Origin of the sequence: Porphyromonas levii (assembly GCF_018206105.1) — a bacterium.
Taxonomy (GTDB): Bacteria; Bacteroidota; Bacteroidia; order Bacteroidales; family Porphyromonadaceae; genus Porphyromonas_A; species Porphyromonas_A levii.
Map to the genome: position 1 here is coordinate 35,454 of NZ_JADRGN010000006.1, position 15,743 is coordinate 51,196.

The window sequence follows — 15,743 nt, forward strand, 5'->3', positions numbered from 1 at the left end:
AGTCTGTATTATCGTATTAAGTTAAGTATAGCTTTGGCTGTTGCTACAGATGGAGTGGTCTCTGTCTGTAGCTTTTGGCGGACTTCTCGATATCCGCTCATCATCTGTGCGCGCTCATAACCACCAGATAGTAGAGGGCTGAGGGCACTCCATATTTTCTCCTCTCGGAATAACCCGCCATAAAGTTCGCTTACGACCTCTCTCCCTGCTACAAGATTCACTAATGAGATAAAGGGCGTAGAAAAGAAACGTTCGAAGACAAAATTGGCTAGCCTCCCCGCCTTGTGCGCATAGCATACGACTTGAGGTGTGCCTACGAGGGCAGTCTCGAGTGTAGCGGTGCCGCTCGTAACAAGGGCGGCTCTAGCACCATGCAGTATGCCGTAGGTATTGCCTATGACCAGTTCTGCTCTATCGCCAAGGGTGCCGTATACTTCTTTGGGGAGGTCTGAAGTGCCTGCAACCTTGATGCGCATGTCGGGAAAGCTACTCGCAACCTGTAGCATAGTGGGGAGGTTTAGTTCTACTTCTGACCGACGGCTGCCAGGAAGCAACGCTATATAGGGAGATTCCTCTTTGGTAACTGCCTGGGAGAGGTATTCGTCTATCTCCTCCATGGATGGATTGCCTACATACTGCACCTGTGGTAGTTGATGCTCCTGAAAGAAGGAAACTTCGAAGGGGAAGATAGAAAGGACTAGGTCTGTATGGCTTCGGAGAGTCTTGATACGCCCTTTTTTCCAAGCCCATACCTTGGGTGGGATATAGTAGGCAATCTTGGTGTTAGGCAGATGTTCCCTCACGAAAGGCAGAATGTAGCGAAAGCAAAACCCTGCGTAATCGACACACACTACCACATCAGGACGGTGGCGTAATAGTCCTTCCTGCACTTGGCGCGCAGCCTGCCGAATCTTATTGATATTCTTCAGCACATCTAGTACCCCCATATAAGCAAGGCTCTCGGAGGCAACTATACAGTCGCCGCCAAGAGCCCTCATTTTTGCTCCACCCATATAGGCGAAGTGCGCTTCGGTGTCGAGCGAAGAAAGTGCTCCCATTACCGTGGAGGTATGGAGGTCACCGCTCGCTTCACCAGCCACGAAGAAGTACTTCATATCACTCGTCCCAGTGCTTTATATTCTGTATAAACTCGTAGTCCGTAACATCGATATTACAGGGCACCAGAGTAGCATACCCCTTATCGATTAGGGGGACATCCCAGTTCTGATTTACTGGCTCGGAGAGCTGAATCTCCCCAGATAGCCAATAGACATCGCGTCCGGTGGGAGTTGTCTGCCGTACATATTCCCCTACATAGCGCCCCTCGGCCTGACTACAGACACGTAACCCGCGTACCTCTGGTACACAAGGGACATTGACATTGAGATAAACCCCCTTGGGGAGCCCCTCCTTGAGTATCTTGCGGGCTATGCTACGAGCAAAGCGGCAGCTATCTAGGTAGTCACTCTCCTGTTTGCCATCGATGAGCGATACAGCAAAGGAAGGGATGCCAAAGATAGTCCCCTCGATAGCGGCACCTAGTGTGCCAGAGTAGTTGACAGCAATACCCTCATTCCCGCCGTGGTTGATGCCAGCAACCACAAGATTAGGGAGTACAGGTACGATCTCATTGAGCGCTAGCTTGACACAGTCAGCAGGTGTGCCGCTACAGCTATATATGGTAAGTCCGGGCTCTGTAAGTACGAGGTTGTAATGGATAGGTACAGAGGTGGTAATCGCACTTGATGCTCCACTGCGAGGCCCATCGGGTGCTATCACGACAATATCTCCCAAGTCTCTAAGCGCAGTATATAGCTCCACGAGTCCCTTAGCAAATACCCCATCGTCATTGCTAACGAGTATCAGCGGTCTCTTTGCTATCATGGCTTTACGATCTCAAGTAGTTCGATGGTGAATATCAGGGTAGAGAAGGCAGGTATTGTATAGCCTCTAGAGTAAGCTCCATAGCCTAGTTGCTGAGGAACGACTATCTCCCACTTATCACCTACATTCATAGATTGGAGCGCATATTGTACGCCAGGGATAAGCGCATTGACCTGAGAGACGAGTTCGCCATCAGCTTGGAAGACCTCTCCAGAGATCAGTCTACCACTCAGCTGAGTCCTCACGGTACTCTCTTGGTATGGGTATGCCTTGCTTGTTCCAGGGGCAAGCACCTTGTAGTAAATAGGGTGTTCAGCATTGAGGAAGACGAGTTTTTTATACTCCGTTCCCTTATCTACCTTCTCAATGAAGGCATCATTATCCTTTTTGTACTGCGTCTCCTCTCTTGGTTGTAGAGCATTGTCACAACTCGCAAGTAGTAGCATCGCTACTACTGAGGCTAGGACTAAAAACAACTTATTTCTCATATCTTCTTTAGTAGCGATTGCATACTCACTCTATCCTCTATCATGCTGCGTAGTTCGCCGATAGGCACGCGTTCCTGCTCCATACTATCACGGTGACGAATAGTAACGCTGCCATCCTCTAGGCTATCGTGGTCTACAGTGATACAGAAAGGTGTGCCGAGCGCATCCTGACGGCGATAGCGCTTACCGATAGAGTCTTTCTCATCGTAGTCACATGGGAAGTAGAACTTCAGATCATCCACAATCTGCCTTGCTAGTTCTGGTAGACCATCCTTGCGTACCAGTGGAAGCACAGCTACCTTTTTAGGCGCCAATGCAGGTGGTAGGTGGAGTACTACACGGCTCTCGCCACCCTCCAACTGCTCCTCCTCATAACTACCGAAGAGCACGCTTAGGAATAGACGGTCCACACCGATAGAGGTCTCCACAACATAAGGTACGTAGCTCTCCCCACGTTCTGGGTCGAAGTAGCGCAGCTTCTTGCCTGAGAACTCCTCGTGCCTACTGAGGTCGAAGTCGGTGCGAGAGTGAATGCCCTCTACCTCCTTAAAGCCAAAGGACATCTCAAACTCTATATCTGTAGCGGCATTGGCATAGTGCGCAAGCTTGTCGTGGTCGTGGAAACGGTACTTGTTATCGCCAAGCCCCAAAGCCTTGTGCCAGCGAAGACGGCGCTCCTTCCAGGTTTGGAACCAATCTAGTTCTGTACCAGGCGCTACGAAGAACTGCATCTCCATCTGCTCAAACTCCCTCATTCGGAAGATGAATTGGCGTGCCACAATCTCATTACGGAAGGCTTTACCAATCTGTGCTATACCAAATGGTATCTTCATGCGACCGCTCTTCTGCACGTTTAGGTAGTTGACAAAGATACCCTGAGCGGTCTCTGGACGAAGGTACACCTTCATGGCGCCGTCGGCAGTAGAGCCCATCTCGGTGGCGAACATCAGGTTGAACTGACGGACATCTGTCCACTCCTTACTGCCGCTGATAGGATCCACGATCTCGCAGTCATCTATCAACTGCTTGAGCCCAGCAAGATCGTTTTCCTCTAGGGCCTTCACAAAGCGACTGTGGATAGCATCATAATCTGCCTGATATTGCAGTACACGTGCATTGGTTGCACGGAACTGAGCTTCGTCGAAGGCATCGCCAAATCGCTTAGCTGCCTTCTCCACCTCCTTTGTTATCTTACCCTGAATCTTCTCAAGGTGCTCCTCCATCAGGACATCAGCACGGTAACGCTTCTTGGATACCTTGTTATCAATCAATGGATCATTGAAAGCATCTACGTGGCCAGAGGCTTTCCAGATAGTGGGGTGCATAAATATCGCAGAGTCGATACCCACTACATTGTCATTGAGTAGCGTCATAGACTCCCACCAGTAGCGCTTGATATTATTTTTTAGCTCTACACCATTCTGACCATAGTCATACACCGCCCCCAGTCCGTCGTAAATCTCCGAAGAAGGGAATACGAATCCATACTCCTTACAGTGTGCTATTATCTTCTTAAATAGATTGTCGTCACTTTGCTGTGCCATTTTCTTTCTCTATGTCCTTGTCTATATTATACTATATGCCACAAAGATACCCATTTCTCGCCTAATCACCTACTCCCTTGCAGCGCATCCTAGACGTTAACTTATTTCAGTACATGACATTATTTGGTATCTTTGTGTAAAAGAATAAATAGGAGTAATATGGAGAGTAGGCAGATTCATATCATTAATGGTCCGAACCTTAACCTTTTGGGTGGAAGGGAGCCGGATATTTACGGTTCTACTCCCTTTGAGGAGTATTTAGAGCGCCTAAGAGACCTGTACCCAGCATGGGAATTGGTCTACTATCAAAGCAATCACGAAGGCGATTTGATCGATTACATGCAAAGCCAAGCACCCTATTCGCATGGGATGATTATCAATGCTGGCGCCCTGTCGCACTACTCTTATGCCCTCCAAGATACCATTAGGGCGATAGACTGCCCAGTGGTAGAGGTGCACATCAGTAATATAGCTACGCGTGAAGCGCACCGACATATTACCCTCCTAAGTGAGGTCTGTGTGGGGATGATGATGGGATTCGGACTGGACGGATACCGCCTCGCCGTGGCACACTTGATATCAAGGAGATAAATTTAATCAATGACACTTATGGACAAAAGGACAAAGATTGTAGCAACGATTTCGGATAAGAGGTGTGAGCCCTCCTTTATCCGCCGACTGGTAGAAGAGGGTATCAATGTGGTGCGTCTCAATTCTGCACATATTGACAAGGAAGGTTTCGACCGACTAGTGGATAACATCCGTTCCGTGGCTCCCGATATTCCTATCCTTATCGATACCAAGGGGGCAGAGATACGTACCACTCGATTTGAGCAAGATGTGCATCTATGCACGGGGTGCAAGGTTACTATCGTTGCAGACCCCAACGATATCTCTACTGCCAATCGTATATGTGTCAATTACGAAAACTTCGTCAGAGATGTGCCTGTAGGCGCTCGTGTACTTATTGATGACGGAGAGGTGGAGCTGCGCGTACTGGATAAGGATGAGCACCAGCTCTATTGTGAGGTAGAGAACGATGGTGAACTAGGGTCTAGAAAAAGCGTAAATGTCCCAGATGTACATATCGATTTGCCCTCGGTGAGTCAGCGTGACCACGACTTCATCCTCTATGCCATAGAGCGTGAGATTGCCTTTATCGCTCACTCCTTTGTGCGTAATCGTGCCGATGTAGAAGCGGTTCAGAAGGTGCTCGATGAGCATGGAGGTCAAGGTATAAAGGTTATTTCGAAGATCGAAAACCAAGAGGGCGTTGATAATATAGAGGAGATTTTGGATGCCAGTTATGGTATTATGGTTGCTCGTGGAGACCTCGGTATTGAGATTGATTTCGAGAAGATTCCAGCGCTCCAATCGGATCTAATCCATCGTGCTATCCTAAAAAAGAAGCCTGTGATAGTTGCCACCCAGATGCTCCATACTATGATTCATTACCCTCGTCCTACAAGAGCAGAGGTGTCCGATGTGTCGGGTGCTATCATGATGAATACAGATGCGGTGATGCTCAGTGGTGAGACGGCTTACGGTAAGTACCCAGCTGAGGCCGTTAGGACTATGGCAAGAATCATCAAGGAGGCAGAGCGGCACCAAAAAGATAGGGGAGGAGTGAAGCTGAAGAAAGGTGAGGATGATGTGGTAGACGTCACTAGCTATCTGGCTAAGTACACTGTGAAGTCTACGTCGAAGCTAGGGGTAAAGGCGATTGTTACCGATGTGGTTTCGGGTAGGTGCGCTCGTAATCTTAGCGCTTACCGTGGTGAGGCTCCGATATATGCGATATGCCAAGATGCAAGAGTCGCTAGACAACTCAACCTTTCCTATGGTATCTATCCTATATATCAAAGTCACGAGGGTTACACCCGCCGACAGTATTATGCCAAGGCACTAGAAATACTTCTGAATAAGGGACTTTTGGAGCTAGACGATATGATTGCCTACATCGGTGGTACGCTGAAAGATGAAGTCGGTACCACTAGTTTGGATATCAGCAGGGTGCGAGACGTATTGGAGTATTTCGCTTCTACCCAAGACCAAAGATGATAGAGCGACTAGAGGAGCTGGCGAGGGAGGAGTACATAAGAGCGCACTCCTCTGCCGAGCTTGCCGTGCTACATGAGATAGCGAGGGAAGCTAATTTCTCTCTTACGCATCCTCGCATGGTCTCAGGTCACATACAAGGTCTATTCTTGAGCATGATGGTAGAGCTCCTTCAGCCTGCTAGGGTGCTGGAGATAGGGACATTTATCGGGTACGCTACGATATGTCTTGCTAAGGGATTGCCCGAGGGTGGGCTACTCACCACGATCGAAGTGAATGACGAACTACGCCAACGCATCGAGAAGAATCTTGAGAGAGCGGGGGTGAGGGATAAAGTAGAGCTGAGGATAGACGATGCTCTCAAAGCTCTTGAGAGCCTCCGGATAGAGGAGTTCTCCCTCGTGTATCTCGATGCCAATAAAGCTCAATACCCCGAGTATTACGAGATACTTTCCCGAAGATTACCCAAGGGAGCGCTTATTCTGGCGGATAATACACTGTGGGGAGGTAAGCTGTGGCAGGAGGAGCACCACGATCCTCAGACAGTGGGCATAAGGCGGTTCAATCAAATGGTAGTCGAGGATCCACGCGTGGATAAGGTACTGATGCCCGTAAGGGATGGTCTAACAATGATAAGGATAAAGTAATGGATGCACTTAGGACAAAGAAAGTAGCACGAGAGATACAGAAGCAATTGGGGATATTATTTCACGAGGAGACTCGTAAGACTAAGGGGGTAATGATTTCAGTAACTGAGGTCAGACTAAGTCCCGACCTCAGTAGCGCACGAGTATTCCTCAGTATCTTCCCAGATGCCCGTGCAGAGGAGATGATGCAGTCAATCAAGGAAAATACGCCTACTGTGCGCTATGATCTAGGGAGGAAGATGGCGTCTCAATTGAGGCATATCCCTGAGCTTATCTTCGAACTAGATACCAGCGAAGCCTACGCCCAAAGGATTGATGAGCTATTGGGTATCTCCAATAACCCTGCTGACAAAGAGTAGCGCTCCTATTATGAAGGTACATGACCTGAGCAATGCTTGGCGAATTGCTTGGCGGTATTTCTTCTCTCCGAAGAGTGTCAACGCCGTCAATATCATTGCTATTGTAGCGGTGGCGGGCATAGCGCTCGTCACTACGGCTATGGTAGTGGTGCTCTCTGTCTTTAATGGGTTCGAGGTTTTCACTACCAGCCAGTTATCGGTGCTATCGCCATCGTACAAGCTGCAGAGGATAGATAGACAAGTCTTTTCTCCATCGGAGTTCGGTATTAAAGGGGGGGCTGGCGTGCTGGAAACACAGGCAGTGGCTACTTTCGAGGGCAATAGCCAATCGGTAAGAGTCATAGGGCTAGGGCAGGGATATACCCAGCATGCACCGATAGATCGGTACATGCATATGGGGGATTTCGACCTCGGCATCCGAGAGGCGCCTACCGCTGTGATAGGGCTAGGGGTAGCTATGAACCTTGGTGCAGGTGTGGGCTACTCTTCCCCTCTAGAAGTTACGCTGCCCAAACGTATAGGGCGTATCTCTTCAGTCAATCCTGCCCGTGGTTTTATGACTGAGGCGTATCATGTGACTGGGGTATTCCAAGTAGATCAGGCCGAGGATACCGAGGTCGTGTTCCTCTCTCTGGACGAGGTTAGAGCCCTATTGCAGTACAATGGAGACGAAGTCAGCTATTTGGCTTTGAGTCATCCGGTAAAGGTGCCTACCCAGTTTGAGCTTCTCGATCGCTATCAGCAACACCCCGAGATCTATAAGGTAGTAAAGATGGAGAAGTGGTTTTCGCTATTGCTTCTCTTATTTGTGCTCATTCTCTTGCTCTTTAGTGTTATCAGTACGCTAGGTATGCTCATTATCGAGAAGCACCACGATGCTGATACACTCCGTTTCTTAGGAGCTAGGAAGGTTATGATTGATCTCATCCCCTTTCTCGAAGGGTGGTTACTTTCTATTACTGGTCTGGTTATTGGGTTAGTTATCGGTACTACTCTCGTATTGCTACAGGCGAAGTATGGTTTTGCTAAGCTAGGTATGGCAGATAACTCCGCCTTCTTGTTAGATAGCTATCCTGTGGACTTTCGACCGCTAGACTTACTCCTAGTAGGAGGTATAATCCTCGTTATCGGAGCGCTCAGCAGTCTTCTTGCCTTCCGTATTTTCCGTTGGAATAGAGCGATAAAAGCATAATAAAAGCGGTGACTTCCCAGAGGAGGTCACCGCTTCTTTCTTTTTCATTCCAGTATACTACTCGTAGCGCATACGCTGTTGCTCTGTCAGTCGTTTCTTATCCGCCTCAGTTGGTTGGAAGTGTTTACTCTGCTGGAGCTGATCTATCAGTTTCTTGTCGTTGCTATCCAACTTCTCTGGGATAAATAAGTGTACCACAATCAGCTGGTCGCCACGCCCTATGCCTCGTACACTTGGCAAGCCCTTATTCCTCAGTCGAAGAATCTTGCCCGACTGGGTGCCTGGCTCTATTGTAATCTTCACCTTCCCATCGAGTGTAGGCACTACAATCTTGTCGCCCAGAAGCGCCGTAGTCACAGGGATAAGTAGATTGTAGACAACATCATTACCACTGCGGATAAATTCAGCATCGTCAATCTCTTCAAACTGAACTAGAAGATCTCCTGCTGGACCTCCGTTGGGTCCTGCATTGCCCTTCCCTCTCAGGGTCATCTGCATGCCCGAAGCTACTCCTGCTGGTACATTGATTTCGATGGTCTCCTCACCTCTCTCGAGCCCAGAGCCACCACAGTGTTTGCACTTATTCTTGATAACCTTTCCTGTACCGCTACAAGTAGGACAAGTAGTTTGTGTCTGCATTCTGCCAAAGACACTCTCTTGCATCCTGATGACCCTACCTGAACCACCGCAGGTAGAGCACGTCTCCGTACCCGAACCCGCCTCGGCTCCTGTGCCAGCACAGTGCGAACAAGCGACATTCTTCTTGACCTTGATCCTCTTAGTAGTACCCTTCATCACCTCTTGGAGGGTTACGTGGATACGAACTCTTAAGTCCGAGCCATAGTTTTGGGGTGCACTGCCCCCGCCGCCAAAGCCACTAAAACCGCCAAATCCTCCAAAGCTGCCGAAAATATCTCCGAAGTGCCTGAATATATCATCCATACTCATGCCACCAGAACCACCGAATCCACCAGCACCCTCCATGCCAGCGTGCCCGAATTGGTCATAACGAGCCTTCTTGTTCGGATCGCTTAGCACATCGTATGCTTCGGCAGCTTCCTTAAACTTCTCCTCCGCCTCCTTGTCATTAGGATTGCGATCGGGATGGTATTTAAGGGCAGTCTTGCGGTACGCTTTCTTTATTTCTTCGTCCGTGGCACCTTTGCTGACACCTAGGACTTCGTAATAATCTCTCTTCTCAGCCATATTCCCATCTATAAGTTAGTTGCCTACAACGACCTTTGGATGACGTATCACCTTATCGTTGAGAGTATAGCCAGTCTGTATGCAGTCTATGATCTTGCCCTTCTTCTCTGCATCATCGGTAGCTACCATAGCTACAGCCTCGTGCTTGTCGGCATCGAAATCCTCTCCAATCACTTCCATAGCATTCACCCCTTGGGCTTTAAGCGCCCCGATAAACTTATTCTGTATTATCTGAACGCCTTCTACGAGCCCATCTATCGACTCAGCACTACCCATATTCTTGATAGCAAGATCAATATCATCCATAATATCGAGGAATCCAGTGACAATCTTCTCTCCACCATACTTGATGAGGTCACTTTTCTCCTTTATGGTGCGTTTGCGGTAGTTGTCGTACTCCGCCATTAGTCGGAGATAACTGTCTTTCAGTTCCGCAAGCTCCTTGCGAATAGTCTCAGTCTCATCTATTTCTTGCTCCACCTCCGAGGTAACTTCTCCTTCAGTGGCTTCGTTTTGGGGAGCAGAGTCTTGTGCTACTTGCTCTTCCTCCTGCTCCTTATCGTATTGCTCTTTCTTCATATTCTTATGCCATATAATATTATTCTACCCTTGTCCTGCAATAACCTTGCCAATAACTACTTGCTGGCAACTTTGTCACGGATAGCTAGAGTGGTATGCCATAGTGTACTGCAGATAAAAAGTCAACCACTTAGTGCGCATAGTCAAGTAAATAAGTAAATGAGAGTCAACAGACCAGTGAAACCTCAGGCAAATAGGGTCAACTGGATAGTTAAATTGCCCCGAAAATAGTCTACTAAATCTAGGAGAAGACCGCATTTAGTATAGGCGAAAAACCATATACCCCTGTCCGTTGACCGCCCTAGGTATATCCCATGACCATTTAGTATATATTAATTGACCAAATTAGTATATACTAAATGGGTGATTTAATATATACTAATTGTAGTGATTAGTATATATTAAATGGTCATAGGATATGCCTAGGGCGGTCAAGGAGGATGGCTATGGGGTTAAAGCTTGTTATATCTGTCGGTTGGCTATTGTGTAGGATAGTGGAATGGGGTATCTTTGTTGCATTATAATGATATTTCAATTGTATTATGAAGGTAGCAAAGACTAGGGCAGAGCTAGTGGCTCTGCTCCACGAGATAAGGGGAGAGAAGTTGGTAGGTTTTGTGCCTACGATGGGTGGCTTGCATGAGGGGCATATTAGTCTCGTAGAGCGTAGCCTCAGAGAGTGTGAGATAACTGTGGTGAGCGTGTTCCTCAACCCTACGCAATTCAATGACCCTAATGATCTCAAGACCTATCCGCACAATACGGAAGAGGACTTGAAGCTTCTGGAGGATGTTGGGGTACATGTCGTTTTTTTGCCAACCCCAGAGGATATGTACGACGAAGGGGAGGTGGCACCAGATTATGACCTAGGTAGGGTAGCAGAGGTAATGGAGGGTGCATACCGTCCTGGGCACTTCAAAGGCGTTGTGTGGGTGGTAAGCAAGCTCTTTAGACTGGTACGCCCCAATAAGGCCTACTTCGGGCTTAAGGACTTCCAGCAGATTGCGGTGATTCGCCGCATGGTAGAGCTATCACCCGATATGGAGGGTATCGAGGTGATTTCATGCCCCGTAGTACGTGAGAGTGACGGCCTTGCTATGAGTAGTCGTAATCGTAAGCTTTCTCCTGAGCAGAGAGAAGCTGCACCCAAGATTTATGAGGCGCTCCGCAATGGGCTCGAGCTTAAAGCTGCAGGCAAGAGAGTAGCAGAGGTGCATCAGGCAGTAGTGGAGGAGATCAATGCCCATCCTATGCTCGAGGTAGAGTACTTCAGTATTGTGGATACCAACACTCTGGAAAATGTAGAGGAATGGGGCGAGGATACCACTGGCTGTATCACTGTATACTGTGGTGGGGTACGCCTAATCGACCATATCTCATTTAGCTAATGTTATTTTGGTGAGAGATAGGGTAAGAAGAGTACTCGTGGCTCTTGTCTTGGCGCTTCTGGTATGGCCGGTAAGTGCAGTAGACTTGCGTCCAAAGCATGATATGAAGGCGGTATGGCTAACGACTATTTATGGGTTAGACTGGCCTCGTAGATCGACCACGAGTAGAGCGGGAGAAGAGCAGCAGAAGCGCGAACTGGTACGAATGCTGGACGAATTGAAAGCGATTGGTACCAATACTGTTTTTCTACAAGTACGCGGCAGAGGTCGGCTTATCTACCCTTCCAAGGTAGAGCCTATGAGCACCGACTTTGTGCCTGCGAATAGCGGTTACACTTTGGGCTATGATCCTCTTGCTTTTGCGATAGAGGAATGTCATAAGCGGGGCATGACGCTCCATGCGTGGCTGGTAGTGACCCCTATTGGTAATAATCGGAATGTCCAGGATATGCCTTCATGGGCTTATCCCAAGCAACACCGCTCCGATGTGGTTCGTTATAAAGGGCATTGGTATATGGATCCTTCCAAACCCGCCACAAGTAAGCACATGCGGGCGATTGTAAAGGAGTTGTTGGCTAACTATGATGTTGCTGGGGTACATCTCGACTATATTCGCTATCCTGATAGGGCAAAGGACTTCCCCGATAAGAGTAGGTTCAACGCTCATAATGGGTGCCGAACTCTTGAGGATTGGCGACGAGAAAATATCAATAAGATAGTGGCGGAAGTCTACGAAGAGGTGAAGGCGCATAGCCCTTTCACACTCCTGAGTGCCTCGGTACTGGGAACATACGATAATGTACCCGGTCTCCGTGAGAGCGGGTGGACTGCGTACAATGAGGTATGGCAGGATCCGGTGGCGTGGTCCAAGGCTGGGACGATAGATTTTGTAGTGCCTATGATGTACCAGAGAGGAGATCGCTTCTATCCTTATGTAAAGGAGTGGCAGAAGGTACTCGCCGTACCTCTTGTGGTGGGTATGGGTCCTTATATGGTGATGCGTAGTGAGGGGGATTGGCCTCTGCAGGAGGTGAAGAGCCAGCTCCAGTATCTCGATACTATACCTGACCTAGCAGGCACAGCCATGTTTAGGGCTGAGCACGCCCTTTCTAATAGTTTGGGTACACGTAAGCTCATTGCTGAAGATTGGCTAAAAAGCGCATCTCTATCTATAGATAGAGGTGTGGCACTCGAGTGGATGGAGGAGCAGGAGCTGCTACTTGAGGGGGTGGAAGAGGGGCTTCATATATCTTGGAAGCGTACGAAACCACATCAGCTTTTCGCACTTTACCTAAGGACGGATGGCGAAGTGCCTTCGGGGGAAGAAGCCCCCTATCTTACGACAATGGATAACCAGGTAGTCCTCCCTTGGAGTGCGTTCACGGCGGAGAGCCTGATAGGGATTAAGGTCGGTGAATACGACCTCGTGACGAATCGTGAACGGCAACCTGTAACGGGCTCGGTCTATTATTATAGAGCACTGGAGGATGGAGCGGAGTAGGATGACTTTCTTTCAGGGCGTGAGGAGTGGCTTCGGTGGGTTATTCCGCTTTAGCGGCAGGGCTAGGCGTATGGAGCTATTTAGCTTCGGTTTGGTAGTGACTATCCCTTGGATGGCGGTGATGATATGGTTGCTCACCTTGGGTGAGGCAGTCCCTCAAGCGGTAATGGCTGGGCTGCTCGGGCTTTATGCCTTTTTGATGCTAGCTGTATTGTGGCGGAGGTGTCAGGATGTAGGGCAAGAGGGTTACATTGTCTTTGTCCTCTATGCAGCACTCTACGGAATAGCGCAAGACTTCGGATTTGAAGGCGCTAAGCTACTGCAATTGATGCTTACAGGCATTGCCGGGCTAGCCCTCTTCAAACTCATGCAGGATAGTCACCCCGCAGCCAACGCCTATGGTCCATCCCCAAAGTATCAGGGGTAATGGATTCTGAAGGGAAAAAGGTATCTTTGTAGGAGGTAATATATAGTATTAAGAGCATAAGTAGATGAGGATAAGTTTGCAAGATAAGGTGTCGGACGTGACGAAAAACCTAATCATTATTAATGTCATTGCCTTCTTGGCACAGATGGCTTTGCCGAGGGGTGGGGTTGACTTCACGGATATGATGGGGTTGCACTACTTTCGGTCGGCTCAGTTTGGGCTATGGCAATTGGTCACCTATATGTTTATGCACGGAGGTGTGAGCCATATCTTCTTCAATATGTTTGCCCTCTGGATGTTTGGAGGCACGCTAGAACGGATCTGGGGTAGTTGGCGTTTTCTTGTCTTTTATCTTGTAACAGGGGTCGGTGCTGCGCTCATGCAAGAGCTGGTATGGACACTCTCATTTAGTCCCGAGCAATTGGCGTACTTCTCCGATGCTCTACTAACGATTGGTGCAAGTGGTGCTGTCTACGGCATCCTACTAGGTTTCGGTATGATGTTTCCCAATGCGCCTATTTACTTTCTCTTTATCCCTATTCCTATCAAGGCAAAGTGGTTCGTACTGGGTTATGGACTTCTAGAGCTCTTCTATGGTGTGACAGGTAGCGCCGATGGTGTAGCGCACTTTGCTCACTTGGGCGGTATGCTCTTTGGATTTATACTCATCAAGGTGTGGGAGAATCGAGCACGCACCAATAGTAATGATGATTGGCAAGACTTTTATTAATAGCAAGGTAGCTCTTCCGCTCCTCGTGTCGCTCCTCTTTGGGCTGGCATTGGTGGGTGGAGATGGGAGCGTGGCTGCACTTACCCTTTCTAGTGAGTGGGGCGAGTGGTGGTTACGTCCGTGGAGTTTACTGAGCTATGGTGTTGTCCATACGGGATGGCTACATGTAGGTGTCAATGTACTACTTCTGTCTTGGTTCGCTAATTCTCGCTGTATAAGGGAGAAGGAGTATTGGCTACTATTTCTCTCGGGTGTGGTGCTAGGTGGTATTATCTTCCTTATTGGAGGTAATGGTATTTTGATGGGGGCTTCATCAGGTATTGCTGCAATAGTACCGATAGAGGCATTCCGTAGACTAGGGAAGAGGTGGGGGCTCGTGTCGCTTGTCCTATGGATAGTCGTCTTGGAAATAGGAGTGAGGAGCGCTATCGGTGGTGTGGTGCAATCCATTCATATCGTGGGCTATGTAGTTGGTTTGCTCTATCTACTCGCTTCATGGGGTAGGCTTTCTGTGGTGAGGGCGGAGGATAGTGCGCTGATAGAAAAGGTCAATCTGTCGGGCTACCAATCTCTGAATAGGGCTGAGCGCGAACAGATAAAGCAGATGGGGGTATGAAAACGTACCAAAAGGGTCATAGTATTAAGCGAAAAGCCAAACAGTTCTCTATCCTTCGCACAACGATGGGGGTGGTAGAACTTATACCCAACTTGCTCTTTTGGGTTATCTATGCTGGTGCTATGCTCTCTCCTTTTATCTCACCCACAAAGACACAGATCCCTGCCTTCTTAAACCTCGGGTTTGTCTTGATTCTAGCTGTATTGGCATTTCTGTGGCTATTCTATCTGATTAGGCACAAGTGGGGTTACTTCTTGGTTTATACTGGAGTAGTGCTCCTTAGTTGGGGGTATATCTTCAGTTATTTCCCTATCAATTTAGGGCATAATCTGAATAAGGTACATGACTTGAGGGTGATGACCTATAATGTGGAGGGATTTATCGAACGAGGAATGGGGGATAAGCCTTTGGTTCCTGCACTGATAAGGGAGTATGGTGCGGATATTGTGGCACTACAGGAGGCAAACTACTACCCAGATAATGCCCCACAGACCCAGAAGATAAAGCGCTTGCTTAAGGATTACCCGTATGTGCATGTGTATAGGAGTCAGGCTTTTGCTTCGAAGTTCCCCATTAAGGCGAAGGAGAAGATAAGGTACGAATCGTATGGTAATGGCTCGCATGCTTATCTATTGGAAGCTCCTAATGGGAAGAAGATATTGGTAGTCAATAACCATATGGAGTCTTATAGCCTAGTAGAGAGCGAACGAGAGGAGTACAAGGGTTACCTAAGAGATTTAAGGCTAAAGGACTTGCCGAAGCAGTTTATGGCGGTCAAGAGGAGACTAGGGCCGAACCTCAATCAGCGTGCTTTTGCGGCAGAGTGTGTGCATGCCGAGCTAAAGGATTTGCAGGAGAAGTATCAGCCGGATCTTACGATCGTATTGGGCGACCTCAATGATACCCCTAAGAGCTATACTTACCACCAACTACGTTCGGGTATGAGAGATGCCTATGCGGAAACGGGGTTGGGACTAGGCGTATCGTTTAACGATAGGTGGATGCCCTTTAGGATAGACCACCTTTTCTATGAGGGGGAGGCGAAAGCAATAGGAAGTAAAATACCGAAGTATAAGGAATATAGCGACCACAATCCTTTGATTGTGGACTTTAATTGGAAATAG

At 48.4% G+C, this 15,743-nt stretch carries 17 protein-coding genes; 11 read left to right on the forward strand and 6 right to left on the reverse strand.

The genetic code is table 11. The features are described 5' to 3' along the window. Positions 1-8 precede the first annotated feature (8 nt). Genes lpxB through IX315_RS02360 form a run of 4 tightly spaced genes read right to left on the reverse strand, consistent with a single transcriptional unit; the run spans position 9 to position 3,916 of the window. Positions 9-1,115 (reverse strand): lipid-A-disaccharide synthase, encoded by a 1,107-nt coding sequence (gene lpxB, locus IX315_RS02345; RefSeq protein ID WP_134848886.1) that lies wholly within the window; start codon positions 1,113-1,115, stop codon positions 9-11. Position 1,116: 1 nt separating this feature from the next. Next, complete coding sequence (surE, locus tag IX315_RS02350; RefSeq protein WP_018358298.1) at positions 1,117-1,884, reverse strand: 5'/3'-nucleotidase SurE; 768 nt, start codon at positions 1,882-1,884, stop codon at positions 1,117-1,119. Next, a complete protein-coding gene (bamJ, locus tag IX315_RS02355) occupies positions 1,881-2,372 on the reverse strand; it encodes a BamJ family beta-barrel-assembly machinery protein (protein WP_018358297.1) in 492 nt (163 codons plus the stop codon). The genes surE and bamJ overlap by 4 nt, the downstream gene beginning before the upstream one ends. Next, positions 2,369-3,916: a glycine--tRNA ligase gene (locus tag IX315_RS02360; RefSeq protein ID WP_018358296.1), complete on the reverse strand. Its 1,548-nt coding sequence runs from the start codon at positions 3,914-3,916 to the stop codon at positions 2,369-2,371. Before IX315_RS02360 ends, bamJ begins: the two co-directional genes overlap by 4 nt. Positions 3,917-4,075: 159 nt before the next feature. On the opposite strand from IX315_RS02360, the gene IX315_RS02365 reads away from it, so the two are divergent. From IX315_RS02365 to IX315_RS02385, 5 genes are read left to right on the forward strand one after another with little or no spacing between them, the layout of a single operon-like run. After that, positions 4,076-4,507 (forward strand): type II 3-dehydroquinate dehydratase, encoded by a 432-nt coding sequence (locus IX315_RS02365; RefSeq protein WP_018358295.1) that lies wholly within the window; start codon positions 4,076-4,078, stop codon positions 4,505-4,507. Between the two features lie 18 nt (positions 4,508-4,525). Next, positions 4,526-5,977 carry a pyruvate kinase gene (gene pyk, locus IX315_RS02370; RefSeq protein WP_211635138.1) on the forward strand — a complete coding sequence of 484 codons (1,452 nt, stop codon included), beginning with the start codon at positions 4,526-4,528 and terminating at the stop codon, positions 5,975-5,977. Continuing rightward, positions 5,974-6,621 (forward strand): O-methyltransferase, encoded by a 648-nt coding sequence (locus IX315_RS02375; protein WP_134848884.1) that lies wholly within the window; start codon positions 5,974-5,976, stop codon positions 6,619-6,621. The genes pyk and IX315_RS02375 overlap by 4 nt, the downstream gene beginning before the upstream one ends. Continuing rightward, positions 6,621-6,980, forward strand: a complete 360-nt coding sequence (gene rbfA, locus IX315_RS02380; RefSeq protein WP_134848883.1) for a 30S ribosome-binding factor RbfA — start codon at positions 6,621-6,623, stop codon at positions 6,978-6,980. Before IX315_RS02375 ends, rbfA begins: the two co-directional genes overlap by 1 nt. Before the next feature lie 10 nt (positions 6,981-6,990). Further along, positions 6,991-8,172, forward strand: a complete 1,182-nt coding sequence (locus IX315_RS02385) for an FtsX-like permease family protein (RefSeq protein ID WP_211641878.1) — start codon at positions 6,991-6,993, stop codon at positions 8,170-8,172. Positions 8,173-8,229: 57 nt separating this feature from the next. Here IX315_RS02385 and dnaJ read toward each other — a convergent pair whose 3' ends face one another. Further along, on the reverse strand, positions 8,230-9,378 hold the full coding sequence (gene dnaJ / locus IX315_RS02390; protein ID WP_134848881.1) for a molecular chaperone DnaJ: 1,149 nt from the start codon (positions 9,376-9,378) through the stop codon (positions 8,230-8,232). A gap of 15 nt (positions 9,379-9,393) precedes the next feature. Continuing rightward, positions 9,394-9,957 (reverse strand): nucleotide exchange factor GrpE, encoded by a 564-nt coding sequence (locus tag IX315_RS02395; protein WP_018358289.1) that lies wholly within the window; start codon positions 9,955-9,957, stop codon positions 9,394-9,396. Between the two features lie 542 nt (positions 9,958-10,499). Here IX315_RS02395 and panC point away from each other — a divergent pair. From panC to IX315_RS02425, 6 genes are all read left to right on the forward strand, one after another. Continuing rightward, the gene (gene panC, locus IX315_RS02400; RefSeq protein ID WP_018358288.1) at positions 10,500-11,345 is read left to right on the forward strand and encodes a pantoate--beta-alanine ligase; all 846 of its coding nucleotides are present in this window, start codon (positions 10,500-10,502) and stop codon (positions 11,343-11,345) included. Positions 11,346-11,355: 10 nt separating this feature from the next. Continuing rightward, complete coding sequence (locus IX315_RS02405) at positions 11,356-12,846, forward strand: glycoside hydrolase family 10-like protein (RefSeq protein ID WP_248637656.1); 1,491 nt, start codon at positions 11,356-11,358, stop codon at positions 12,844-12,846. Position 12,847: 1 nt separating this feature from the next. Then, entirely contained in the window at positions 12,848-13,273 is a 426-nt protein-coding gene (locus IX315_RS02410) for a DUF805 domain-containing protein (RefSeq protein WP_211837124.1), read from the forward strand. Positions 13,274-13,337: 64 nt separating this feature from the next. After that, a complete protein-coding gene (locus IX315_RS02415; protein ID WP_211837125.1) occupies positions 13,338-14,003 on the forward strand; it encodes a rhomboid family intramembrane serine protease in 666 nt (221 codons plus the stop codon). After that, positions 13,978-14,619: a rhomboid family intramembrane serine protease gene (locus IX315_RS02420; protein WP_018358284.1), complete on the forward strand. Its 642-nt coding sequence runs from the start codon at positions 13,978-13,980 to the stop codon at positions 14,617-14,619. Before IX315_RS02415 ends, IX315_RS02420 begins: the two co-directional genes overlap by 26 nt. Beyond that, positions 14,616-15,743, forward strand: coding sequence for an endonuclease/exonuclease/phosphatase family protein (locus IX315_RS02425; protein ID WP_211635134.1), 1,128 nt, complete (start codon positions 14,616-14,618; stop codon positions 15,741-15,743). Before IX315_RS02420 ends, IX315_RS02425 begins: the two co-directional genes overlap by 4 nt.